This window comes from Microbacterium sp. MYb62 (genome assembly GCF_002979475.1).
In the GTDB taxonomy this organism is placed as follows: domain Bacteria; phylum Actinomycetota; class Actinomycetes; order Actinomycetales; family Microbacteriaceae; genus Microbacterium.
Genome location: NZ_PCOY01000020.1, coordinates 44,177 through 66,258 on the forward strand (window position 1 = coordinate 44,177; position 22,082 = coordinate 66,258).

The window sequence follows — 22,082 nt, forward strand, 5'->3', positions numbered from 1 at the left end:
TACGCGCCGATCGTAGAATGAGCGTGGGCGGATCCGCCCGTCATCCCAGGGAGTGAACGTGGCCCTCATCGTGCAGAAGTACGGCGGCTCGTCCGTCGCCGACGCAGAGAGCATCAAGCGCGTCGCCAAGCGCATCGTCGACACGCGTCGTGCCGGTCACGACGTCGTCGTGGCGGTCAGTGCGATGGGCGACACCACCGACGAGCTGCTGGAGCTCGCGAACGAGGTCGCACCGATCCCTGCGCCGCGCGAGCTCGACATGCTCCTCTCCAGCGGAGAGCGCATCTCCATGGCGCTGCTGGCCATGGCCATCCATTCGATGGGTTTCGAGGCGCGGTCGTTCACCGGCAGCCAGGCGGGCATGATCACCGACTCGCAGCACGGTGCCGCCCGCATCGTCGATGTGACACCCGTGCGTCTGCGCGAAGCGCTCGATGAGGGGGCGATCGTGATCGTCGCCGGATTCCAGGGGTTCAACCGCGACACCCGCGACATCACCACGCTCGGACGCGGCGGCTCCGACACCACGGCCGTCGCTCTGGCCGCCGCTCTCGACGCCGACGTGTGCGAGATCTACAGCGACGTGGACGGCATCTTCACCGCCGATCCTCGCGTGATCCCGAAGGCCCAGAAGCTCGATCACGTCTCCAGCGAGGAGATGCTCGAGCTCGCAGCCAACGGCGCCAAGGTGCTCTACATCCGCGCCGTCGAGTACGCACGCCGTCACGGCGTCCTCATTCACGCCCGCTCGACGTTCTCGTCGGCCGAGGGCACATACGTTCTGGGCGAGGGCATGAAGAACCCTCGCGAAGCCGAGGGAGCAGCCATGGAAGAACCGATCGTCGCCGGTGTCGCCACCGACTTCAGCCAGGCCAAGATCACGGTCGCGGGTGTGCCCGACGTGCCGGGCAAGGCCGCCGAGATCTTCAAGATCGTCGCGAAATCCGGCGCGAACGTCGACATGATCGTGCAGAACGTGTCGGCCACCGGTCGTACCGACATCTCGTTCACGGTTCCCAAGGCGGATGCCGCCGCGGCGCTCAAGGCCCTCGCCGGCGACCAGACGGAGGTCGGGTTCCAGAACCTGATCCACGACGACCAGATCGGCAAGCTGTCGGTCGTGGGTGCGGGCATGCGCACGCATTCCGGTGTCTCCGCCACGCTGTTCGAGGCGCTGTCCGCCGGGGGCATCAACATCGAGATGATCTCGACGTCCGAGATCCGCATCTCGGTCGTGCTCCGCGACACCGATCTCACCGAGGCAGCACGCACCGTGCACACCGCGTACGGCCTCGACGGTGACGCCGAGGCCACGGTCCACGCCGGCACCGGGCGCTGATCGACGCCACGGATGCCGGCGGCCCGAGCCGGTATCCGAGCGCGGTAGACTCACCGAAACCCTGACACCGGCGCCAGGCGCAGCATCCGCATCCCGACGCCGCGCCCGAAGCCTCGTACGCTGTACCGCACGACGCCAAGGAACATCATGACCCGCATCTCCGAATCAGGACTCTCCGTCGCCATCGTCGGCGCCACCGGCCAGGTCGGCACCGTGATGCGCGAGATTCTCGCCGAGCGGTCGTTCCCGATCCGCGACCTGCGTCTGTTCTCCTCGGCGCGTTCCGCGGGCACGGCGATCGAGTTCGGTGGCACGACCGTCATCGTGGAAGACGTCGAGACCGCGGATGCCGCCGGCATCGACATCGCCCTGTTCTCGGCGGGTGCCACGGCGAGCCGCGCCTACGCGCCGCGTTTCGCCGCTGCCGGTGCCGTGGTGGTCGACAACTCCAGCGCCTGGCGTATGGACCCCGAAGTTCCGCTCGTGGTCAGCGAGGTCAATCCGCACGCGATCGACGAACGCCCCAAGGGCATCATCGCGAACCCGAACTGCACCACGATGGCCGCGATGCCCGTGCTGAAGGCGCTGCACGCCGAGGCGGGTCTCGAGCGTCTGATCGTGTCGACCTATCAGGCCGTCTCCGGCTCGGGTCTCGCCGGGGCGCAGGAGCTCCTCGGTCAGGTCGAGGGCGTGCTCGCGCAGGGCGACACCCTCCGCCTGGTGCACGACGGCTCCGCCGTGGACTTCCCCGAGCCCGAGAAATACATCGCCCCGATCGCGTTCGACGTGATCCCCTTCGCCGGCAACCTGGTCGACGACGGCGACAACGAGACCGACGAGGAGAAGAAGCTCCGCAACGAGAGCCGCAAGATCCTCGAGCTCCCCGGGCTCCGCGTCGCGGGCACCTGTGTGCGCGTTCCCGTCTTCACCGGTCATTCGCTCTCGATCAACGTCGAGTTCGCGCGTGAGATCACGCCCGAGCGTGCGCGCGAGGTCCTGAGCGCGGCTCCCGGCGTCGTGCTCGACGAGGTTCCCACCCCGCTGCAGGCCGCTGGCAAGGACCCGAGCTTCGTCGGTCGGATCCGGGCCGATCAGTCGGCCCCCGAGGGCAAGGGCCTCGTGCTCTTCCTCAGCAACGACAACCTGCGCAAGGGGGCGGCACTGAATGCTGTGCAGATCGCCGAGGTACTCGCGGAGCGCCTCACGCCCGTGAGCTGAACGCACCGCCTGCGCACCCTGCGTATGGTCTGCGGCGGCGCGCCCGCGAACTAGACTGGTTCGGTGACTGAAAACGTCGATGTCGTCCTGATCGGCGGTGGCATCATGAGCGCCACCCTGGGTACTCTCCTGCACGAGCTGCAGCCGGAGTGGAAGATCGTCGCCTTCGAGCGACTCTCCGAGGTGGCTCAGGAGAGCTCGAACCCGTGGAACAACGCCGGCACGGGGCACGCCGCACTGTGCGAGCTGAACTACATGCCGCAGCAGGGTGATGCTCCCCTCGACCCCGCCAAGGCGGTGTCGATCAACGAGCAGTTCCAGCAGAGCCGGCAGTTCTGGTCGTCGCTGGTGGAGAAGGGTGTGCTCGACGCGCCGTCGACCTTCATCAATGCGACCCCGCACATGACGTTCGTGCGCGGAGAGAAAGACGTCGCGTACCTCAAGAACCGCTACGAGGTGCTGAAGAAGCAGCCGCTGTTCGCCGGCATCGAGTACAGCGAAGACTCCCGCGTCATCAACACCTGGGCGCCCCTGCTCATGCAGCAGCGTCGCAAGGGTGAGCCCTTCGCCGCGACGCGGGTTCCCGCAGGCACCGACGTCGACTTCGGTGCTCTGACCCGCCAGCTCTTCGACCACCTCACCGACTCCGGCGTCACGCTGCGAACGAACCACGAGGTGCGCAGTCTGAAGAAGCAGAAGGACGGCACCTGGCTGGTCAAGTACCGCAACCGCATCGGGCACACGCCCAACGAGGTCAAGGCGCGCTTCGTGTTCGTCGGCGCGGGCGGCTGGGCGCTCAAGCTCTTGCAGAATTCCGGCATCCCCGAGATCAAGGGCTACGGCGTCTTCCCGATCGGCGGCCAGTTCCTCAAGACCACGAACCCGACGGTCGTCTCCCAGCACAAGGCGAAGGTGTACTCGCAGGCCTCGGTCGGCGCTCCGCCGATGTCGGTTCCCCACCTCGACACGCGTGTCGTCGACGGTGAGGCGTCGCTCATGTTCGGGCCGTTCGCGACGTTCAGCCCGAAGTTCCTGAAGAACGGGTCGATGCTCGACATCGTGTCGCAGGTGCGCACGCACAATCTGCTGCCGATGCTGCAGGTCGCGGTGAAGAACCCCGACCTCATCACATACCTCGTCAGCGAGCTGCTGAAGAACCACGCCAAGAAGGTCGACAGCCTGCGCACGTTCATGCCGACCGCGAAGGATGAGGACTGGACGCTCATCGACGCGGGGCAGCGTGCTCAGGTCATGAAGAAGGACCCGAAGAAGGGTGGCATCCTGCAGTTCGGCACCGAGGTCGTCGCGGCGGCCGACGGGTCGATCGCCGGTCTTCTCGGCGCCTCTCCGGGGGCATCCACTGCCGTCCCGATCATGCTCGATCTGCTCAAGAAGTGCTTCCCGACGGAGTACCCCGGGTGGGAATCCGAGCTGCGGGCACTGATCCCCACCTTCGGGAAGAAGCTGAACGACGACGCGGCGCTCGCGGAGCAGTCGACCGAGACCACCGCAGCCGCTCTCGGCATCAACGTCTGAGGTCCTACCGTGGCGAAGCTCTACTTCCGCTACGGCGCGATGAACTCCGGCAAGTCGACGTCCCTGCTGCAGGCCGCGTACAACTACGAGGAGCGCGGGCAGCACGTCCTGCTCGCGAAGCCCGAGATCGACACCAAGGGGGCGTCCGAGATCGAGAGTCGACTCGGCGTCACGCGACAGGTCGATTTCCTCGTCGGGGCCGAGGATGATGCGCGCGTGCTCTTCGCCGAGTATCGTGAACGCATGCAGCATTCCTCGGACGACGAGCTGCTCCCCGACGGTCCGAACGACGTCGCCTGCCTGCTCATCGACGAGGCGCAGTTCCTCACGCCGCGCCAGGTCGATGACCTCTTCCGCATCGCGGTGGAAGACGGCATCCCGGTGATCGCATACGGCATCCGCAACGACTTCCTCACGCACGCTTTCCCGGGATCCGCGCGCCTGCTCGCCATCGCGCATTCGCTGGAGGAGCTCAAGACGATCTGCCGGTGCGGACGGAAGGCCGTGTTCAACGGCCGCGTCGTCGGCGGACGCTTCGTCTTCGACGGCGATCAGGTCGCGATCGATGAGGGGGCGATCGGATCGGCGTCACCCGAGGTGACCACGTACGAGTCCCTCTGCGGCACCTGCTACCTCGAGGAGTCCGGCGGGCGTCTGGGCTAGGCCCGCATCCGCTCTCCTGGTGAGCCTCCGGCGCGCGGCCACCCCGGCGCCGTATCCGTTGCACGACTCCGCAGGAGTTTCTGCGGCGCGCGTCGAGGGCGGGCTCTCGAGGCTGACCTGACGCTGCCTGGGGCAACGCCGTCCGATGCAGGAGAACGCAGCTCGTTTGCGTGGTCTGACCACTCGCGCTAGCCTGTGGTCAGACCACAGGAGGATCGATGGCCGACCAGCCCGCGCGTGCATGGCGACTCGTGCTCGAACGCATCGAGCGCGACCTCCTCGACGGCCGCCTCGGCCCCGGCGACCGACTGCCGTCCGAGCGTGATCTGGCGACCGAACTCGGTGTCGGGCGCTCCAGCGTGCGCGAGGCGTTCCGCGTGCTCGAGGTGATGGGGCTCATCCGCACCGCGACCGGCTCCGGTCCCCAGTCGGGTGCCATCGTCATCGCCACTCCGACCGGCGGGATGTCGGCGCTGCTGCGACTGCAGGTGGCCGCTCAGGGCTTCCCGCTGGACGACGTCGTCCGCACCCGCCTGGTGCTCGAAGATGCGGTCGTCGCCGCGATCGCCGCCGCTGCGGACAGGGACACGACCAGGGCGCACCGCCTGCTCGGGGCGATGGACGCCGCAGACCTCGCACCCGCGGAGTTCCTCGCCCTCGATGCCGAGCTGCATCTCTCCCTCGCCGAAGCCAGCGGCAACACGGTGATCGCCGCGATGATGGCGGGCCTGCGTTCCTCGATCGAGTCCTATGTGCAGGCGGGGGTTTCCGCGATCACGGATTGGGAGGCGATGGCCGTCCGGCTCCGCGCCGAGCACCACGCCGTGGTCGCCGCTATCGACGCCGGCGACGTCGAGACAGCGCGAACCCTCGTCCACGCGCACATCACCGGCTACTACACGTCCGCGGGGCTCACCCGTGACATCCACCCCCAGAACTGAGAGGCACATCATGGTGCAGCGCCAGCTCCCCAACCCCGTCGAGCTCCTCGAGCTCATGAAGTTCAAGAAGCCCGAGCTCGACGGGCGCAAGCGCAGGCTGGAGGGCGCACTCACGATCGACGATCTGCGTCTCATCGCGAAGCGCCGCACGCCGAAGGCCGCCTTCGACTACACCGACGGCGCCGCGGAGGGCGAGCTCTCGCTCACGCGAGCGCGCCAGGCTTTCCAGGACGTGGAGTTCCACCCCGGCATCCTGCGGCCCGCTCCGACGGTCGACACGAGCGTCGAGATCCTGGGAGGACCGTCCGCGCTGCCCTTCGGAATCGCGCCCACCGGCTTCACGCGCCTCATGCAGACCGAAGGCGAGGTCGCCGGTGCCGGCGCGGCCGCAGCCGCCGGCATCCCGTTCACCCTGTCCACGCTCGGTACCACCTCGATCGAGGGCGTGAAGGCCGCCAACCCGCATGGGCGCAACTGGTTCCAGCTCTACGTCATGCGCGATCGCGAGATCTCCTACGAGCTCACCCGCCGGGCAGCGGTCGCAGGTTTCGACACCCTGCAGTTCACGGTCGACACCCCGGTCGCCGGTGCTCGCCTGCGGGACAAGCGCAACGGCTTCAGCATCCCGCCGCAGCTCACGCTCGGGACGATCATCAACGCGATTCCGCGGCCCTGGTGGTGGTTCGACTTCCTGACCACGCCCAAGCTCGAGTTCGCGTCGCTCAGCACCACCGGCGGCACCGTGGGCGAGCTCCTGGACGCGGCGATGGACCCGACCATCAGCTATGACGACCTCGCTGTCATCCGCGACATCTGGCCGGGGAAGATCGTCATCAAGGGTGTGCAGAACATCGAGGACTCCGTGCGTCTTCGCGACGCGGGGGTCGACGGCATCGTGCTCTCGAATCACGGGGGACGCCAGCTCGACCGCGCCCCGATCCCGTTCCACCTGCTGCCCGAGGTGCGCAAGGCCGTCGGCGACGACTTCACCGTGATGATCGACACGGGCATCATGAACGGCGCCGACATCGTCGCCGCCGTGGCGCTCGGAGCGGACTTCACGCTGATCGGTCGTGCGTACCTCTACGGTCTGATGGCCGGCGGGCGCCAGGGCGTCGACCGCACGATCGCGATCCTGCGCAGTGAGATCGAGCGCACCATGCGGCTGCTGGGCGTCTCGTCGCTCGCCGAGCTCGAGCCGGGGCACGTCACGCAGCTGACCCGCCTGGTGCCGGTGAACCGCGCCGCCGCAGAGGCGCACGCGCGCTGAGTCCGCCCGCGTGCGGTGGCTTCGCGGTCTCAGGACTGCGTGGCCACCGCACGCGTGCGCGGAGGCCACGGCACGAGCATCGAGGTCGTGCGGCGGTACACGGCGTACGCGGGGTACTTCGACGCCGTGATCGACTCGGTGAAGATGGTCGAGCCGATGAACAACACCGTCAGCAGCGCGGGCCCGACGATCGTCGGATTCAGCACGCCGCCCACGAACCCGGCGCCACCGGCCACGGCCGCAGTCGCGCCGATGGCGTAGAAGGCCCACCACTGTGCCTGCTCGAAGAAGAAGTTCGGATGGCGGCTGTACCGGAACAGGCCCGAGGTCGCGAAGCCGGGTGCGAGCGTGCCGCCCGCCTGCTCCTTACGTCGGTGGAAGACCCACTGCTGCTGGTCGGCGATCGTCTCGCCGACCAGGAAGCCGAGGAACGCGGCGATGAACAGCGCGTCCCACCCGGTGAGGGCCGACGGATTCTGCGCCGCGAGCGCTGCAGGCAGTGTGATGAGGACGAGCAGCGTCATCTGGTAGCCGATGATGAACAGCACGTTGAAGATCTGGAACTGCCATGGTCGCATTCGGGTGCGCAGGATCGCCCATCGGTAGTCCTCCATGCCCGTGTAACCGCCCTTGCGGGCGAAGTTGAAGGTCAGACGGGCGCCCCAGGCGGTCGCGAGCACACCCATCAGCACCACGCGGGCCGAGCCGTCGCCGTTCGCGAACGATCCGGCGACGAAGACCCACACGTAAGCCACGGGGACGATCGACCAGGCGCGGTCGACCCACGAGGTGTCGCGAGTGATCAGGGAGAGGATCCAGCAGGCGGCGCTGGCGACTGCGGCGACGATGATGACGATCTGCAGGGCATCCATGACGCCATGCTAGGACCGTCGCCGGGCCTCCTGCGGCGCGACACCGTGAAGATCAGAGCGTGAGCAGCAGGGCGTCGAGCTTGTCGGCGGTGTCTTCCCATCCGACGACCGCCACCGAGGGCACCCCGATCGCGAGGACCGGGTAGTCGTTCCCGCCCTCATCGAGCCGGTCGCCGTAGAAGAGCATGTCGGTGAGGGGGATGCCGGTGCGCGCGGCGAGCTGCCTCATGCCGAAGGCCTTGTCGATGCCGGCCTGCGTGATGTCGATCGAGGTGGAGCCGCCGGAGCGCACCTCGAGCCCGGGGAGACGCGCCGCCACCGCGTCGCGCAGCGCGGCGCGCTTGGTTCCGGTCGGATCCCAGTCGTGCTTCGCCTCGCGGGGGGCGCGCTGTCCGAGAGCCGAGAAGGTGATCTGCGAGCCGCGGTCTTCGAGGATCTCGCCCCACGGTTCCGCCTCCCAGAGGCCGAGACGCTCGGCCTCTTCGCGCAGCGCCGTCAGCGCCGACTGCTTCTCCTCGTCGCTGAGGTCGTGAGCGTAGACGGAGGCGAAGTCGGTGCCGTCGTGGCGGAGGTAGCGCGTGCCGCACGTGGGCAGCAGGTGCAGTCGCGCGAGGTCCGCGGCATCCGCGTCGCCGAGTCGGGCCACCACCTGCGAGCGGAACTGCGCCTCGTTGCCGCCGGAGATGATCGCGACGTCGACCGTGCGCAGGAGAGAGCGCAGCAGGGTCGCGATCCGCGGGTCGATTAGACCCTTGGACGGCGCGAGAGTGTCATCGAGATCGAAGGCGACGAGAGTGGGCGCGGTCATGATGCCTCCAGCCTAGGAGATGGGCGCTGGGAGGATCGCGAGGCGAGCGGTCGAAACAGAGAAGGCCGCCCCTGAGGGCGGCCTTCCGGTGTCACTGGTCGGGGTGACAGGATTTGAACCTGCGACCTCTTCGTCCCGAACGAAGCGCGCTACCAAGCTGCGCCACACCCCGTTTGCAACCCTCCGAGTCTACAGGGAAATGCTCCGTGCGCCGAATCGAGAGGGTGATCAGCGTCGTGCGGTCAGCGTGAGCAAGGTCGCTTCGGGGCGGCACGCGAAGCGCATCGGGGCGTAGATGGAGTGCCCGCAGCCCGCGCTGACGTTGAGCGGCACCGAGCGCCCGTCATGCGACCACGTGCTCAGCCCCTTGGCCTGCTTGAGGGGGATGTCGCAGTTGGCCACGAGGGCGCCGTACCCGGGGAGGCAGACCTGCCCGCCGTGGGTGTGACCACCGAGGATCGCGTCGGCGCCGAGATCGATGAACCCGTTGAGCACCCGCTGGTAGGGCGCATGGGTGACACCCAGCACGGGGGTCGCGGCATCGCGCGGTCCCAGACCGGCGATGGCTTCGGGGAGCACCTCGAGACGGTCCCAGTCCCGATGGGCGTCGTTCACACCGAAGAAGTCGACCTGGGTGCCGGCGACGGTGAGCCGCGCGGCCGCATTGTTCAGATCCGTCCAGCCGAGCTCGTCGCTGAAGTACCGGTCCATCGCATCGGTGTCGAGGCGTTCCGGCTTGTGGTTCTTCTTGGACGGTCCGAGGAAGTAGCGCAGCGGGTTGCGCGGTGACGGGGCGGCGACGTCGTTCGACCCGTGGACGAAGACGCCGGGGATGCCGGCAAGCGGGGCGAAGGCGCGACGGATGCCGTCCAGGCCGTTCTCGTGCCCGAGATTGTCGCCGGTGTTGACGATGAGGTCGGGCTTGAGCTCCGCGAGCGACGCCAGCCAGTCCTGCTTGCGGTGCTGCCACGGGGCCATGTGCGCGTCGGAGATGTGCAGGATGCGCAGGGGAGCCGAGCCGGAGGGGAGCGAGGGCGCGGTGGCCTCGCGCACCGTGAACAGGTACCGCTCGATGCCGATGCCCCAGACGGCGGCGGCAGCACCGACGGCCCCCACCGCGCCGAGCGCGATGAGGGCCGGGTGTGCCGTCTGGCGTGTGCCTACTGGCACGTCACGCTGACGGTCGTGGCCTTGCTGGTCGCCGTGCCCGGGGCAGGGTCGGTGCTGCCCACGACCGATGTCGGTGGATTGCAGGAGTTGTCGAAATCGATCGATGTGAACCCGGCGCCGCCCAGAGCAGCCGTCGCCTGGGCTCTCGTCATGCCGACCAGGTTGGCGGGCACGGTCGTTCCCTGCCCGTTGCTGGTCGTGAGGGTGACCGTCGCGCCTCCGGCGGCCTGACCGCTCGGATCCTGCGCCGCCACGAGCCCGGGCGCCAGCTCGCTGTCGACCGCTCCGCCGACCACGACCTCGAACCCTGCGCCCTCGAGCGTCGCCGTCGCCTCTTCCACGGTCTTGCCCACGACGCTCGGGACCGTCGAGAGCACCTGGCGGGAGAGGTTGTTGTCCGGCGGCGGGAAGGGATCTCCACCGTAGGCGGCGTTCGCCGCCGCCTGTGCGGCCCGGGCCAACGGGTATCGCATCTCGTTGAGGAGTCGACCTTCGAAGCTCTTCCGGTAGATGTTCTCCTGGCCCTCCCAACGACCCGCCCAGACCGCGGTCGCGATCTTGGTGCTGGACTCGATCATCATGGTCGACCACTCGTCGTGGGTACCGGTCTTGCCGATCAGCGGGGTGCCGTCGTTGGGGTTGGCCTGGCGGCCGGTGCCTCCCGGGCCCATCACGCTCTGCAGGGCGAAGGCGGCCGTCGCGGCGACCTCGGGGGAGATGACGCCCGGGGTGCACGAGGCCTCCGGGAGCTTCCGTTCGTTGCCGTCGGCGCCGACCACGCGCTCGATCGCGCGGGGGGTGCAGTAGGTGCCGCCGCTGGCCACCGTCGCGTAGGCGTTCGCCATCGCGAGCGGGGAGATGGCCTGCGAGCCGATCACGTTCGAGGGCACGTTCTCCTTCGTGATCTTCTCGCCGGTGCCGAGTGTCACGCCCATGCGGTCGGCGACCTTGTTGATGTCACAGAGGTCGAGCTTGGAGGCCATGGCGAAGTAGCCGCTGTTGAGCGAGTTCTTCGTGAAGTTCAACACCGTGTCGGTGGAACCCTGTCCGCCGCCGAAGTTGCCGATCTTCTTGGTGTCGGCGACCATCCGGCCGTCGCCGCAGGTGAACCTCATGTTGGTCTGGACCCGGCCGTTGACGACCTCGCGCACCGAGTGCCCCTTCTCGAGCCAGTCGATCAGCGTGAACAGCTTGTAGGTCGAGCCGACCTGGAAGCCGTCCGAGTTGCCGTGCTGTCTGTCGCCCGCGAACACCAGGCCGGTATAGGCCATGTCCTCGGTCGGCGTCTCTGTGAAGAGCGTGTTCTGCGTCATCGAGCGGATCTTGCCCGTTCCGACCTCGATCGAGACGCCCGCGGCGCCGAAGTGCATGTTGTCGTAGTTGGCCGGAACGATATCGGTCATCGTCGCCGCAGCGGGGTCCTGGATGCGGTAGTCCAGAGTGGTGTAGATCTTCAGGCCGCCGCGGCGAAGCAGGTCGACCCGGTCCTGCCTGCTGGTTCCGAAGGCCTCGTCGTTCAGCACGATCGACTTCACGTACTGGCAGAAGTAGGCGCTGGTCCCTGCCGCGGCGCAGCCCTGCGTCGGCGGGTTCAGCGTGGGGGTGATCTCCGACGCGTCGGCCTCGTCGTACTGGGCCTGCGTGATCTTCCCATCGGCGAGCATGCGGCCGAGCACGTAGTGTCGGCGGTCCTTGGTGAGCGAGTAGCCGCTCTCCGCGGTGTTCACCATCACCCCCTCGGCGTTCGGCACCGTGCCCCCGGGCTTGTCGATGCGATACGTGTTGGGGTTCTGGACGATGCCGGCCAGCGTCGCCGCCTGCGCGACCGTGAGGTTCGCCGCCGTCGTGTTGAAGTAGTAGTTCGCCGCGGCCTCGATGCCGTAAACGGTGCCACCGAAGTTGGCGATGTTGAGGTAGCCGACGAGGATGTCGTTCTTCGGCACCTCCTTCTCGATCTGGATCGCGTAGCGCATCTCCTGGAGCTTGCGCTCGATGCCCTTGCTGCCGGTCGCGTTGGTCGCGTCCTTCCAGCACTGCTGAAGGTCCTCGGCATGCGTCTCGGACTCGGTGTCGACTTCCTGCTCGCACTTCTGGATCAGCACGTTCTTGACGAACTGCTGGCTGATCGTCGAGGCGCCTCGGCTGGAGGTGCCGCGCACGTTGTCGACGAGGGCCTTCACCGTGGCGCCGACGTTGACACCGCCGTGGCTGTAGAAGTTCTTGTCCTCGCTCGAGAGGATCGCGTCGTACAGGACCGGCGAGACCTGCTCGTAGGTGACCGGGATGCGATTCTGTTCGTAGAACGACGCGAGTTCGACCGTCGAGCCGTCCGGGGCGGTCGCGTAGATCGACGACTGCTCCATCGGCGTACCCGGGTTGAGGCTCTCGGGGAGCCGATCGAAGAGGGTGAGGGCGCTGGTGCCTGCGAGGCCGGTCATCGCCAGGACGGGGGTGACGCTGGCAGTGACCAGGAGACCGGCGACGGCGCTGAGACCGACGAGCCCGACGAGACCGCCGAGCACGCCTCTCACCGTGCGATTCTTTTGGGGCATACGCTTGATCGTAGGGGAGTTCCCTGAATACCACCTTTGACGAGCCCGCCCCGGAATCCCGGTGTCGTGCCCCGATCGACAGGAGTGCCATGACCACCTGGGAGTACCTCACAACGCCGCTGCTGATCCACAACACCGCCGCGATCCTCAACAACTGGGGCAAGCAGGGGTGGGAGCTCGTGCAGGTCGTGCAGGGCCCCGAGGGTGGTCTCGTCGCCTACCTGAAGCGCCCCGTGACGTCGGAGGCCTCGGCGAACGTGGGCCTCGCCGCGGCGGAGCAGGCAGCCCGCCAGTTCGAGGGCGGCCAGGCATGAGCGTCGCCGCGCGCCTCGCCGAGCTCGGCATCGAGCTCCCGCCCGTCGCCGCCCCGGTCGCGGCGTACGTCCCCGCGGTCGTGCACGGCGGACTCGTCTACACGTCGGGTCAGCTTCCGTTCGTCGACGGCGCTCTTCCGGCTGTCGGCAAGGTCGGCACGCAGGTCTCCGCAGAGGACGCGAAGGCCTATGCGCGCACCTGCGCCCTGAACGCGCTCGCCGCGGCCGCGGATGCCGCCGGTGGCGTCGACCGTATCGCCGGAGTGCTCCGCGTTGGGGGTTTCGTCGCCTCTGCCGCCGCCTTCACCGGTCAGCCCGGCGTGATCAACGGGTCGAGCGAGGTGCTCGGCGAGATCTTCGGTGACGCCGGCCGCCACGCCCGCGCGGCCGTCGGCGTCGCGGAGCTCCCGCTCGGCAGCCCCGTCGAGGTCGAGGTCACCTTCATCCTCGCCTGAGCCCGCGTCGCGGCATCCGATGCCGTGCACGAAAGAGAAACGCGCCTCCCGATGTCGGGAGGCGCGTTCTGCTTTCCTGCCTCGTGCTTACTTCACCTGCGCCGAGATGATGCTCATCACCGCGGTGTCGGCGAGCGTCGTGGTGTCGCCGACCTCGCGTCCCTCCGCCACGTCGCGCAGGAGGCGCCGCATGATCTTGCCCGAGCGGGTCTTCGGCAGCTCCCCGACGATGTAGACGTCACGAGGGCGGGCGATGGCGCCGATCTGCTCACCGACCCACAGCCGCAGCTGCTGAGCGAGGCCCGCGGGCTCGTGCTCGGCGAGGTAGCTCTCCTTGATGATGACGAAGGCGACGACGGCCTGTCCGGTCGTCTCGTCGGATGCGCCGACGACGGCGGCCTCGGCGGTGGCCTCGTGCGCGACCAGCGACGATTCGATCTCCGCGGTCGACAGACGGTGGCCCGAGACGTTCATGACGTCGTCGACGCGGCCGAGCAGCCACAGGTCGCCGTCCTCGTCGAGTCGGGCGCCGTCGCCGGCGAAGTAGTAGCCCTGGTCCTCGAACTTCTCCCAGTAGGTCTCGCGATACCGCTCGGGGTCGCCCCAGATGCCGCGCAGCATGCTCGGCCACGGTTCGGTGATGACGAGCAGCCCGCCGTTGCCGTTGCCGACCTCGACGCCCTTCTCGTCGACGACGTCGATCGAGATGCCGGGGAGAGGAACCTGCGCAGACCCGGGCTTCGTCTCCGTCACGCCCGGCAGCGCGGAGACCATGATCGCGCCGGTCTCGGTCTGCCACCAGGTGTCGACGATCGGCGTCTTGTTCGCGCCGATCACCTCGCGGTACCACATCCAGGCCTCGGGGTTGATGGGCTCTCCCACCGAGCCGAGCAGTCGCAGTGAGGTCAGGTCGAACTTCTTCGGGACGCTGCGGCCGATCTTCATGAACGAGCGGATCGCGGTCGGCGCCGTGTAGAAGATCGAGACCTTGTACTTCTCGATGATCTCCCACCAGCGACCGGGGTGCGGAGCATCCGGCGTGCCTTCGTAGAGCACCTGGGTCGCGCCGTTCGCGAGTGGCCCGTAGGTGACGTAGCTGTGGCCCGTGATCCAGCCGATGTCGGCCGTGCACCAGAACACGTCGGTCTCCGGGTGCAGGTCGAACACGTACTTGTGCGAGTACGCCGCCTGGGTGAGGTAACCGCCGGACGTGTGCAGGATGCCCTTCGGCTTCCCGGTGGTGCCGGAGGTGTAGAGGATGAAGAGCGGGTTCTCGGCCGGGAACGCCTGAGCGGTGTGCTCCGCGGATGCGGCGGGAACGGCTTCGTGCCACCAGATGTCGCGGCCCTCGGTCCAATCGACCTCGTTCTCGCCGCGCCGGACGACCAGCACGTGTTCGACCGTCTGCTGTTCCCCTTCGCCACGATCGGCGAGGGCCTGGTCGACGGCGGGCTTCAGTGCCGAGACGCGCCCCTTGCGGTATCCGCCGTCGGCCGTGATCACGAGCTTGGCGCCGGCATCGTCGATACGGGATCGCAGGCTGTCGGCGCTGAAGCCGCCGAAGACGACCGAGTGGATGGCGCCGAGCCGCGCGACCGCGAGCATCGAGGCGATCGCCTCGGGGATCATGGGCAGATAGATCGCGACGCGGTCGCCCTGGCCGATGCCGAGGCCTTCGAGGACGTTCGCGACACGCTTGACCTCGTCGGTGAGTTCGGCGTAGGTGATGCGGCGAGAATCGCCGGGCTCCCCTTCCCAGTGCAGGGCGACGCGGTCGCCGTTTCCTGCCTCGACGTGACGGTCGAGGCAGTTGTAGGCCACGTTCAGTTCGCCGTCATCGAACCACTTCGCGAAGGGCGGGTTGCTCCAGTCGAGGATCTGCGTGAACGGCTTGTGCCAGTGCACCAGGTCCCGGGACTGCTCGCCCCAGAATTCTTCACGATCGGCAGCGGCGCGCTCGTACAGTTCAGGTGACGAGATGGTCTGGGCGACGAATTCCTGCGACGGCGGGAACTTCCGGGTCTCGTCGAGAAGATGGTCGATCTGGCTGCTCATCGGCAGGCGCTCCTTTGCGGCATACGGGTCTTGCGAGCGTGGTCGTGGGGGTGGGACGACCAGGTCAGGGTGAATCTATCCTCGCGTCACCTTGTCGCATACTGCCGAAAGTCGGTAGTGTCGCGGGTTTTGTCAGGACGGTCGCCTTGCGTACACTCGACGACAGCCGAAATCTCATTCCGGCCTTGGCGTGCCCGATTCCCCCCAATCGCGGTCCGCCGTGGGCGGCATCTCATTCCCCCCGTGAGATGCCGCCCATTTTCTTGGGAGCGCTCCCGATCGCCTCCGCCGAGGAATCTTCCGTCTCCTGCACCGGGGCGGCACTGCTCGGCTTCTGCACAGCACCTGCGTCGTCCGGATGATTCCGGCGTCTCGCCCCGAAGCCCCCGCCTACCGTCGCGGGTATGGTCGATTCCTTCGTCATCCACCCCCGGGGAGCGGCGCTCGCCGCGTCCGCTGCGGAGCCCGCTCCGGAGGCCCTGCGAATGGATCCCGCTTTCGGTCCGCTCCTCGGCCACATCGACGATGCCGTGACCGATGTGTTCGTGAACGGGGCGGGCGGCCTGTTCCTCGACCGCGGCAGCGGAGCCGAGCCCGCGGTGGGATGGCGGGCGTCGGAGCGTGAGGTCCGCGACCTCGCGGTCGCTCTCGTCGGTCTCGGCGGGCGTCACCTCGACGATCAGGCACCCTGCGTCGACGTCAGGCTCGACTCCGGAATCCGGGTGCATGCCGTGCTCGCCCCGGTCTCGACCACCGGCACCGCGCTCTCCATCCGCATACCCCGTGTGCGGGCCGCCGACCTCGAATCGCTCGCGGCGCTCGGCGCCTTCGACGCCCACCAGCAGAGGTGGCTCCTCGGCCTCGTCGACGAGAGGGCGAACGTCCTCATCACCGGCGGCACCGGAACGGGCAAGACCACCCTGCTGTCCGCCCTCCTGTCCGAGGTTCCCCCCACCGAGCGCATCGTCACGATCGAAGACGTCGCGGAGTTACGGCCCCGCCATCCGCATCACGTCGCCCTCGAGGCACGGCAGTCGAACCTCGAGGGCGCCGGTGGCATCACGCTCGCCCGTCTGGTGCGCGAATCCCTGCGGATGCGACCCGACCGACTGGTGGTGGGCGAGTGCCGCGGCGAAGAGGTCCGCGAGCTGCTCACCGCGCTCAACACCGGCCACGACGGCGGCGCGGGAACGCTGCACGCGAGTGGCCTTCGAGACGTCCCGGCGCGTCTCGAAGCACTCGGCGCGCTCGCCGGGATGGACGCGGTCGCGCTCGCGAGGCAGGCGGTCAGCGCTTTCACGGTCGTGCTCCATCTCGACCGTGCTCCCGGGGGTGTACGTCGTATCCATCAGGCCGGGCGGCTCGTGATCTCAGGCGACCGACTCGACATCGAAGAGGTCGCGCCGTGGTGAGCGGGTCTCGCCGTGCGCGACGGAGCGACCGGGAGAGCGCATCGGACGCCGCGACATCGGTGCAGACGCTGGCCGTGCTGCTCCAGGCCGGTGCCGTCCCGCTCGTCGCGTGGCGACATCTCGCCGACACGGGCGATCCGCACGCCATCGCGGTGGTCGACCGGGCCGATCGCGGCGTCCCCCTCCTCTCTTCCATCGAGGCTGAGGGCGGCGCGTGGATCGATCTGGCCGCCGCCTGGGAGATCGCGACGACGGTGGGAGCGCCGCTCGCCCAGGTTCTCCGCATGATCGCCGAGACCCTGCGGGACGCGGCGTCGGCGGCGGACGACGTGCGCATCGCGCTCGCCGAGCCGGCGGGAACGGCACGGCTGCTCCTCTGGATGCCGTTCGCCGGGCTGCTCCTCGGATTCGCCCTCGGCTTCGACACCGTCGGCGTCATCGTCGGCAATCCGCTCGGCGCCGCCTGCGTGGTCGCCGGCCTGCTTCTCGTGATGGCGGCGCGGCTGTGGACGGGGCGACTGCTCCGAAAGGCGAGGCCGGTGCCGGGGACCCCCGGTATGCGGGCGGAGCTCGTCGCCGTCGCGCTCGCCGGCGGGGCCTCCATCGACCGGGCGCTGCAGCTCGTCGCCGACAGCTCCGCATCCGGGGGGAGCGTGGAGCGCGTCCGCGCCGTCCTCGATCTCTCCCGTGCGGCCGGAGTGCCGGCGGCGGAGCTGCTTCGGGCATCCGCAGCCCAGGAACGGCACACCGCCAGAGTGCAGGGGCGCCTGCGGGCCGCGAAGCTCTCGACCCGTCTGCTGCTCCCGCTCGGTGTCTGCACCCTGCCCGCCTTCCTCTTGCTCGGCGTCGCGCCGCTCCTGCTCAGCGTCCTCGCCTCGACACCGCTGTCGCTGTGACCGACCCGCTGTGACCCCGACCACCCGATGCGCACGCATCCCAGAGAAAGAAGGAACACCATGACCAACATCCCCCGGCTGGACCGGCGTCGCGCGGCGACCCTGTTCGGCGACGACACCGGAGCGGCCACTGCGGAGTACGCCATCACGACCATGGCCGCCGTCGCCTTCGCCGGACTCCTGGTGGTGATCATGCGGTCCGATGAGGTCCGCGGCATCCTCACCGACCTCGTGCGACGGGCGCTGACGGTGTCATGATGCGACGCCGGAGACGGCACGGAGGCCGACCCGCCACGGGGGAGCGCTCTCGTGTTTCGCGCGGCGCCGACGAGCGCGGGTCGGTCGCGGCGGAACTCGCTCTCGCGCTTCCCGCTGTCGTGCTCACGCTGCTGCTCGGAGTGGGAGCACTCGGCGCGGCATCCCGCCAGGTGTCGCTGCAGGATGCCTCGGCCGACGCGGCTCGTCTGCTCGGGCGGGGCGAAGGACAGGACGCCGCGGAGCGTGTCGTGCGCACGGCCGTCTCCGGCGCACGCATGTCGTCGTCGCAGTCGGGTGACCTGGTGTGCGTCACGGCCTCTCTCGAGGTGTCGGTCGGGTCGCTGCTACGGTTGCCGCTGCACGCGTCGAGCTGCGCGCTCGACGGAGGTCTGTGATGGCGGGCTCGGCGATGGCGGCCGGGGTCTTGGCCGTCGCGTGCGTCCTGTCTCTCGGGCTCGCGGCCGCCGGCGGGGCGGCGGTGACGGCGCAACGGACGGCGGGTGCGGCCGATGCCGCGGCGCTCGCCGCAGCCGATGCCGCGAGCGGTGCGGTACCCACCGAGGAAGACCCGTGCGCACTCGCCGCGCGGGTCGCGGCGGCGGCCGGCGCCGCCCTCACCGGATGCACCGTCGCGGGCTTGGTGGCGACCGTGGAGGTGCAGGCGGCGTACGCTGGACTCGCAGCCGTCTCCCGAGCCCGTGCCGGGCCACCCGAGGAACAGTGATGGCAGCGCGACCTCGCTCACTGTGAACGACCCCACACAGTGGTGTGTATGGTGTGCTTCGGAAGAAAGGACGCACCCTTGGCTGAAGGCAAGAAGCTCGTCATCGTCGAGTCCCCGACGAAGATGCGGTCTATTCAGGGATACCTCGGCGACGGCTACGAGGTGCTCAGCTCCGTCGGCCATATCCGCGACCTCGCTGACAAGAAGGACATCCCGGCTGCGGACAAGCAGGCCTATGGGAAGTACTCCATCGACATCGACAACGGGTTCGACCCGTACTACGTCGTCTCCGATCGGAAGACCAAGACGGTCGCCGAGCTCAAGCGCGCGCTGAAGAGCGCCGACGAGCTCCTGCTCGCCACTGATGAGGACCGCGAGGGTGAGGCGATCGCCTGGCACCTGCTCGAGACCCTGAAGCCCAAGGTCCCGGTCAAGCGCATGGTCTTCCACGAGATCACGAAGGACGCGATCCAGGCGGCGGTCGGCAACACCCGCGAGCTCGACCACGACCTCGTCGACGCGCAGGAGACCCGTCGCATACTCGACCGTCTCTACGGCTGGGACGTCTCGCCCGTGCTCTGGTACAAGGTCAAGACCGGCATCTCGGCGGGACGCGTCCAGTCCGCGGCGACCCGCCTGATCGTCGACCGCGAGCGTGAGCGCATGGCGTTCACCTCCGCCGAGTACTGGGACGTCGATGCGATCGCCGCAGCGACCGGCACGTCGTTCAAGATCCGCCTCGTCCGCATCGACGGCGGCCAGCTTGCGCGCGGCACCGATTTCGATGACAGCGGAAAGCTCAAGAAGGCCGTCGTCATCCTCGATGAGGCCACGGCCGCCGCCCTCGCCGAAGCGATCGACGCCGTGGGCGCCGGTACCGTCACCAAGGTCGAGGCGAAGCCCGGAACCCGCAGCCCCTACGCGCCGTTCACGACCTCCACGATGCAGCAGGAGGCGGGGCGCAAGCTCTCGATGGGAGCCAAGCAGGCGATGGGCGTCGCCCAGCGGCTGTACGAGAAGGGTTACATCACCTATATGCGTACGGACTCCACGTCGCTGAGCACCCAGGCGGTGCAGGCGGCGCGGAGCCAGGCCGTGGCGCTCTACGGCGATGCCGCCGTGCCGCTGAAGCCGCGGGTGTACAAGTCCAAGAGCAAGAACGCGCAGGAGGCCCACGAGGCCATCCGTCCGTCGGGTGACAACTTCCGCACGCCCGCGTCGCTGTCCTCCGAGCTCGATCGTGACGAGCAGCGCCTGTACGACCTCATCTGGAAGCGCACGGTCGCCAGCCAGATGTCCGACGCCAAGTACGAGACCACCACGGTCACCGTCGCCGTCGATGCCGCGGGGAAGAAGGCCGAGTTCACGGCATCCGGAACCGTCTATACGTTCAAGGGCTTCCTGGAGGCCTACGAGGAGGGGCGCGACGAGAAGCGCGGCGACGCGGATGCCGCGGAGAATCAGTCGTTGCCTGCGGTCGCGGTCGGCGATCAGCTCGCCGTGTCGGATGCCGAGGCCAAGGGACACCGCACCACGCCGAAGCCGCGGTACACCGAGGCATCGCTCGTCAAGGTGCTCGAAGAGAAGGGCATCGGCCGGCCCTCGACGTTCGCCTCGATCCCCGAGACGATCCTCGATCGCGGCTACGCGGTCAAGCGGGGCCAGGCGCTCGTGCCGACGTGGCTCGCATTCAGCGTGGTCCGCCTGCTCGAGGAGCATTTCGCCGAGCTCGTCGACTACGACTTCACCGCCGCGCTCGAAGACGACCTCGACACCATCGCACGCGGCGAGCAGAATCGCGTCGAGTGGCTCAAGTCGTTCTACTTCGGCTCCGATTCACACGTCGGTCTCCGTCAGGTCGTCGACAACCTCGGCGAGATCGACGCCCGCGCGCTGAACTCCACGCCCATCACCGACACCGCCACGCTGCGCTTCGGCAAGTACGGCCCGTACCTCGAGGTCTCCGACCCCGAGAACCCGGATGCCAAGCCGCGCATCGTCAACGTGCCCGAAGATCTGGCGCCCGACGAGCTGACCTCCGAGAAGGCGCAGGAGCTCATCGACGCGCCCGTCGCGGGTGACAGGGTGCTCGGTGAGAACCCGGAGAACGGGAAGATCATCGTCGTCAAGGACGGTCGCTTCGGGCCGTACGTGCAGGAGAACGACCCGGTGTCCGAAGACGCCGCCGTCGATGAGACGACCGGTGAGGTCGTCGAAGCCCCGAAGCCGAAGCGCGGAGCGAAGAAGGAGACGGCTCCCAAGCCGCGCACCGCCTCGCTCTTCCGCTCGATGTCGGTCGACGAGATCGACCTCGACACCGCACTGCAGCTGCTGAGCCTGCCGCGCGTCGTCGGCGTCGACCCGGAGTCGGGCGACGAGATCACCGCGCAGAACGGCCGGTTCGGACCGTACCTGAAGAAGGGGACCGACTCGCGTTCGCTCGAGTCCGAGTCGCAGATCTTCGATGTGACGCTCGAGCAGGCGCTCGAGATCTATGCGCAGCCGAAGTACGGCGCCGGACGTCGAGCATCGAGCGCGCTCGCGGAGTTCGAGGCGGACCCGGTCAGCGGCAAGCCGATCCGCATCCGCGACGGCCGCTTCGGTGCATACGTGACCGACGGCGAGACGAACGTGACCATCCCGCGCGGCCAGACCGTCGAGGACATCACTTTCGAGATCGCGGTGCAGATGCTCGCCGACAAGCGCGCGAAGGGCCCGGCTCCCAAGCGCGGCGCGGCGAAGAAGGCTCCCGCCAAGAAGGCTCCCGCCAAGAAGCCTGCAGCCAAGACCGCCGCGGCCAAGAGCACGACGGCCAAGACGGCAGCGAAGAAGGCTCCCGCGAAGAAGTCCACCGCGGCGACGTCTGCTGCACGGTCAGCGGCGGCGAAGAAGGCCGCGGCCACTCGTGCAGCCAACGCGGCGGCGAAGGCAGCGGAGAAGGCGGACTCGTGACCTCAGGTCGCGGGGTGTGGATCACCCTCGAAGGTGGAGACGGTTCGGGCAAGACCACGCAGGCGAATCTGCTCGCAGGATGGCTCGAAGGCGCCGGGCGCACCGTGGTGCGCACGCGCGAGCCCGGGGGTTCCGAGGTCGGTCAACTGATCCGCGACATCGTGCTGCATCACCGTGGCGACATCGCGCCGCGTGCGGAGGCGCTGCTGTACGCGGCGGACCGGGCGCATCACGTCGCGACGGTCGTGCGGCCGGCGCTCGACCGCGGCGAGATCGTGCTGCAGGACCGGTACCTCGACTCGTCGGTTGCCTATCAGGGCGCCGGCCGGGTGCTCGACGCGACCGAGATCCGCGACCTGTCGCTCTGGGCCGCCGAAGGCGCTCTTCCCGACTTGACGGTGCTGCTCGACCTCGACCCGGCCGCAGCTCGCACGCGTCTCGACTCCGCCGACAAGCCGTTCGACCGGCTGGAGGCCGAGAAGGCGGAGTTCCACGGCCGCGTCCGTGACGCCTACCTCGCTCTCGCCGGGGCGGAGCCCGACAGGTTCCTCGTGCTCGACGCCGCGGCATCCCCGGACGAGATCGCCGAACGGATCCGCGTGCGCGTGGCTGCGCTGCTCGGCTGACCTGAACGGTCGGCAGTGCGC

Annotated in this window: 20 protein-coding genes and 1 tRNA gene; 15 read left to right on the forward strand and 6 right to left on the reverse strand. The window is 68.6% G+C overall.

Going from position 1 to position 22,082, the window contains the following annotated elements; genetic code table 11:
- The first annotated feature begins 58 nt into the window (after positions 1 to 58).
- From CQ042_RS16255 to CQ042_RS16280, 6 genes are all read left to right on the forward strand, one after another.
- Complete coding sequence (locus CQ042_RS16255) at positions 59 to 1,339, forward strand: aspartate kinase (protein ID WP_105671519.1); 1,281 nt, start codon at positions 59 to 61, stop codon at positions 1,337 to 1,339.
- Between the two features lie 147 nt (positions 1,340 to 1,486).
- The gene (locus CQ042_RS16260) at positions 1,487 to 2,557 is read left to right on the forward strand and encodes an aspartate-semialdehyde dehydrogenase (protein WP_105671496.1); all 1,071 of its coding nucleotides are present in this window, start codon (positions 1,487 to 1,489) and stop codon (positions 2,555 to 2,557) included.
- Between the two features lie 63 nt (positions 2,558 to 2,620).
- On the forward strand, positions 2,621 to 4,093 hold the full coding sequence (locus CQ042_RS16265; RefSeq protein ID WP_105671497.1) for a malate:quinone oxidoreductase: 1,473 nt from the start codon (positions 2,621 to 2,623) through the stop codon (positions 4,091 to 4,093).
- A gap of 9 nt (positions 4,094 to 4,102) precedes the next feature.
- A complete protein-coding gene (locus CQ042_RS16270; RefSeq protein ID WP_105671498.1) occupies positions 4,103 to 4,756 on the forward strand; it encodes a thymidine kinase in 654 nt (217 codons plus the stop codon).
- 218 nt (positions 4,757 to 4,974) lie between these two features.
- Positions 4,975 to 5,697: a FadR/GntR family transcriptional regulator gene (locus CQ042_RS16275; protein ID WP_105671499.1), complete on the forward strand. Its 723-nt coding sequence runs from the start codon at positions 4,975 to 4,977 to the stop codon at positions 5,695 to 5,697.
- Between the two features lie 10 nt (positions 5,698 to 5,707).
- Positions 5,708 to 6,967, forward strand: coding sequence for an alpha-hydroxy acid oxidase (locus CQ042_RS16280; protein WP_105671500.1), 1,260 nt, complete (start codon positions 5,708 to 5,710; stop codon positions 6,965 to 6,967).
- A 29-nt stretch (positions 6,968 to 6,996) separates the two neighbouring features.
- Here the strand turns inward: CQ042_RS16280 and CQ042_RS16285 are convergent, their stop codons facing one another.
- The 5 genes from CQ042_RS16285 to CQ042_RS16305 form a co-directional block, all read right to left on the reverse strand.
- On the reverse strand, positions 6,997 to 7,839 hold the full coding sequence (locus CQ042_RS16285; RefSeq protein ID WP_105671501.1) for a DUF1295 domain-containing protein: 843 nt from the start codon (positions 7,837 to 7,839) through the stop codon (positions 6,997 to 6,999).
- 52 nt (positions 7,840 to 7,891) lie between these two features.
- Entirely contained in the window at positions 7,892 to 8,647 is a 756-nt protein-coding gene (locus CQ042_RS16290; RefSeq protein ID WP_105671502.1) for an HAD-IIB family hydrolase, read from the reverse strand.
- Positions 8,648 to 8,742: 95 nt separating this feature from the next.
- Positions 8,743 to 8,819 (reverse strand) — tRNA-Pro (locus CQ042_RS16295).
- A 56-nt stretch (positions 8,820 to 8,875) separates the two neighbouring features.
- The gene (locus CQ042_RS16300) at positions 8,876 to 9,817 is read right to left on the reverse strand and encodes a metallophosphoesterase (protein WP_258132287.1); all 942 of its coding nucleotides are present in this window, start codon (positions 9,815 to 9,817) and stop codon (positions 8,876 to 8,878) included.
- Complete coding sequence (locus CQ042_RS16305; RefSeq protein ID WP_258132288.1) at positions 9,808 to 12,369, reverse strand: penicillin-binding protein; 2,562 nt, start codon at positions 12,367 to 12,369, stop codon at positions 9,808 to 9,810. Before CQ042_RS16305 ends, CQ042_RS16300 begins: the two co-directional genes overlap by 10 nt.
- Before the next feature lie 89 nt (positions 12,370 to 12,458).
- Here CQ042_RS16305 and CQ042_RS16310 point away from each other — a divergent pair, with 89 nt between their 5' ends.
- Together CQ042_RS16310 and CQ042_RS16315 are read left to right on the forward strand one after the other, a co-directional pair.
- On the forward strand, positions 12,459 to 12,683 hold the full coding sequence (locus CQ042_RS16310) for a hypothetical protein (RefSeq protein WP_105671504.1): 225 nt from the start codon (positions 12,459 to 12,461) through the stop codon (positions 12,681 to 12,683).
- Positions 12,680 to 13,138 carry a RidA family protein gene (locus CQ042_RS16315; RefSeq protein ID WP_105671505.1) on the forward strand — a complete coding sequence of 153 codons (459 nt, stop codon included), beginning with the start codon at positions 12,680 to 12,682 and terminating at the stop codon, positions 13,136 to 13,138. Before CQ042_RS16310 ends, CQ042_RS16315 begins: the two co-directional genes overlap by 4 nt.
- An 87-nt stretch (positions 13,139 to 13,225) precedes the next feature.
- On the opposite strand, the gene acs is transcribed toward CQ042_RS16315, so the two are convergent.
- Positions 13,226 to 15,193: an acetate--CoA ligase gene (acs, locus tag CQ042_RS16320; protein ID WP_105671506.1), complete on the reverse strand. Its 1,968-nt coding sequence runs from the start codon at positions 15,191 to 15,193 to the stop codon at positions 13,226 to 13,228.
- A gap of 404 nt (positions 15,194 to 15,597) precedes the next feature.
- On the opposite strand from acs, the gene CQ042_RS16325 reads away from it, so the two are divergent.
- The 7 genes from CQ042_RS16325 to tmk all read left to right on the forward strand — a co-directional run bounded on the left by CQ042_RS16325 (position 15,598) and on the right by tmk (position 22,061).
- Positions 15,598 to 16,605, forward strand: coding sequence for a TadA family conjugal transfer-associated ATPase (locus CQ042_RS16325; protein WP_181157601.1), 1,008 nt, complete (start codon positions 15,598 to 15,600; stop codon positions 16,603 to 16,605).
- Positions 16,602 to 17,501: a type II secretion system F family protein gene (locus CQ042_RS16330; protein WP_105671522.1), complete on the forward strand. Its 900-nt coding sequence runs from the start codon at positions 16,602 to 16,604 to the stop codon at positions 17,499 to 17,501. Before CQ042_RS16325 ends, CQ042_RS16330 begins: the two co-directional genes overlap by 4 nt.
- Positions 17,502 to 17,561: 60 nt before the next feature.
- Positions 17,562 to 17,759: a DUF4244 domain-containing protein gene (locus CQ042_RS16335; RefSeq protein WP_105671507.1), complete on the forward strand. Its 198-nt coding sequence runs from the start codon at positions 17,562 to 17,564 to the stop codon at positions 17,757 to 17,759.
- Positions 17,759 to 18,154, forward strand: a complete 396-nt coding sequence (locus CQ042_RS16340; RefSeq protein WP_146115418.1) for a TadE family type IV pilus minor pilin — start codon at positions 17,759 to 17,761, stop codon at positions 18,152 to 18,154. The genes CQ042_RS16335 and CQ042_RS16340 overlap by 1 nt, the downstream gene beginning before the upstream one ends.
- Positions 18,154 to 18,483, forward strand: coding sequence for a helicase (locus CQ042_RS16345; RefSeq protein WP_105671509.1), 330 nt, complete (start codon positions 18,154 to 18,156; stop codon positions 18,481 to 18,483). The genes CQ042_RS16340 and CQ042_RS16345 overlap by 1 nt, the downstream gene beginning before the upstream one ends.
- A gap of 78 nt (positions 18,484 to 18,561) precedes the next feature.
- Positions 18,562 to 21,435 carry a type I DNA topoisomerase gene (gene topA, locus CQ042_RS16350; protein ID WP_105671510.1) on the forward strand — a complete coding sequence of 958 codons (2,874 nt, stop codon included), beginning with the start codon at positions 18,562 to 18,564 and terminating at the stop codon, positions 21,433 to 21,435.
- Positions 21,432 to 22,061, forward strand: coding sequence for a dTMP kinase (tmk, locus tag CQ042_RS16355; protein ID WP_105671511.1), 630 nt, complete (start codon positions 21,432 to 21,434; stop codon positions 22,059 to 22,061). Before topA ends, tmk begins: the two co-directional genes overlap by 4 nt.
- The last annotated feature ends 21 nt before the right edge of the window (positions 22,062 to 22,082 follow it).

Bases quoted from the DNA above. Each gene is read 5' to 3' on its own strand.
- CQ042_RS16260 (WP_105671496.1), top strand. From the start codon at position 1,487: ATGACCCGCATCTCCGAATCAGGACTCTCCGTCGCCATCGTCGGCGCC.
- CQ042_RS16275 (WP_105671499.1), top strand. From the start codon at position 4,975: ATGGCCGACCAGCCCGCGCGTGCATGGCGACTCGTGCTCGAACGCATC.
- CQ042_RS16280 (WP_105671500.1), top strand. From the start codon at position 5,708: ATGGTGCAGCGCCAGCTCCCCAACCCCGTCGAGCTCCTCGAGCTCATG.
- CQ042_RS16285 (WP_105671501.1), bottom strand. From the start codon at position 7,839: ATGGATGCCCTGCAGATCGTCATCATCGTCGCCGCAGTCGCCAGCGCC.
- CQ042_RS16290 (WP_105671502.1), bottom strand. From the start codon at position 8,647: ATGACCGCGCCCACTCTCGTCGCCTTCGATCTCGATGACACTCTCGCG.
- CQ042_RS16305 (WP_258132288.1), bottom strand. From the start codon at position 12,369: ATGCCCCAAAAGAATCGCACGGTGAGAGGCGTGCTCGGCGGTCTCGTC.
- CQ042_RS16310 (WP_105671504.1), top strand. From the start codon at position 12,459: ATGACCACCTGGGAGTACCTCACAACGCCGCTGCTGATCCACAACACC.
- CQ042_RS16315 (WP_105671505.1), top strand. From the start codon at position 12,680: ATGAGCGTCGCCGCGCGCCTCGCCGAGCTCGGCATCGAGCTCCCGCCC.
- acs (WP_105671506.1), bottom strand. From the start codon at position 15,193: ATGAGCAGCCAGATCGACCATCTTCTCGACGAGACCCGGAAGTTCCCG.
- CQ042_RS16325 (WP_181157601.1), top strand. From the start codon at position 15,598: ATGGTCGATTCCTTCGTCATCCACCCCCGGGGAGCGGCGCTCGCCGCG.
- CQ042_RS16335 (WP_105671507.1), top strand. From the start codon at position 17,562: ATGACCAACATCCCCCGGCTGGACCGGCGTCGCGCGGCGACCCTGTTC.
- CQ042_RS16340 (WP_146115418.1), top strand. From the start codon at position 17,759: ATGCGACGCCGGAGACGGCACGGAGGCCGACCCGCCACGGGGGAGCGC.
- CQ042_RS16345 (WP_105671509.1), top strand. From the start codon at position 18,154: ATGGCGGGCTCGGCGATGGCGGCCGGGGTCTTGGCCGTCGCGTGCGTC.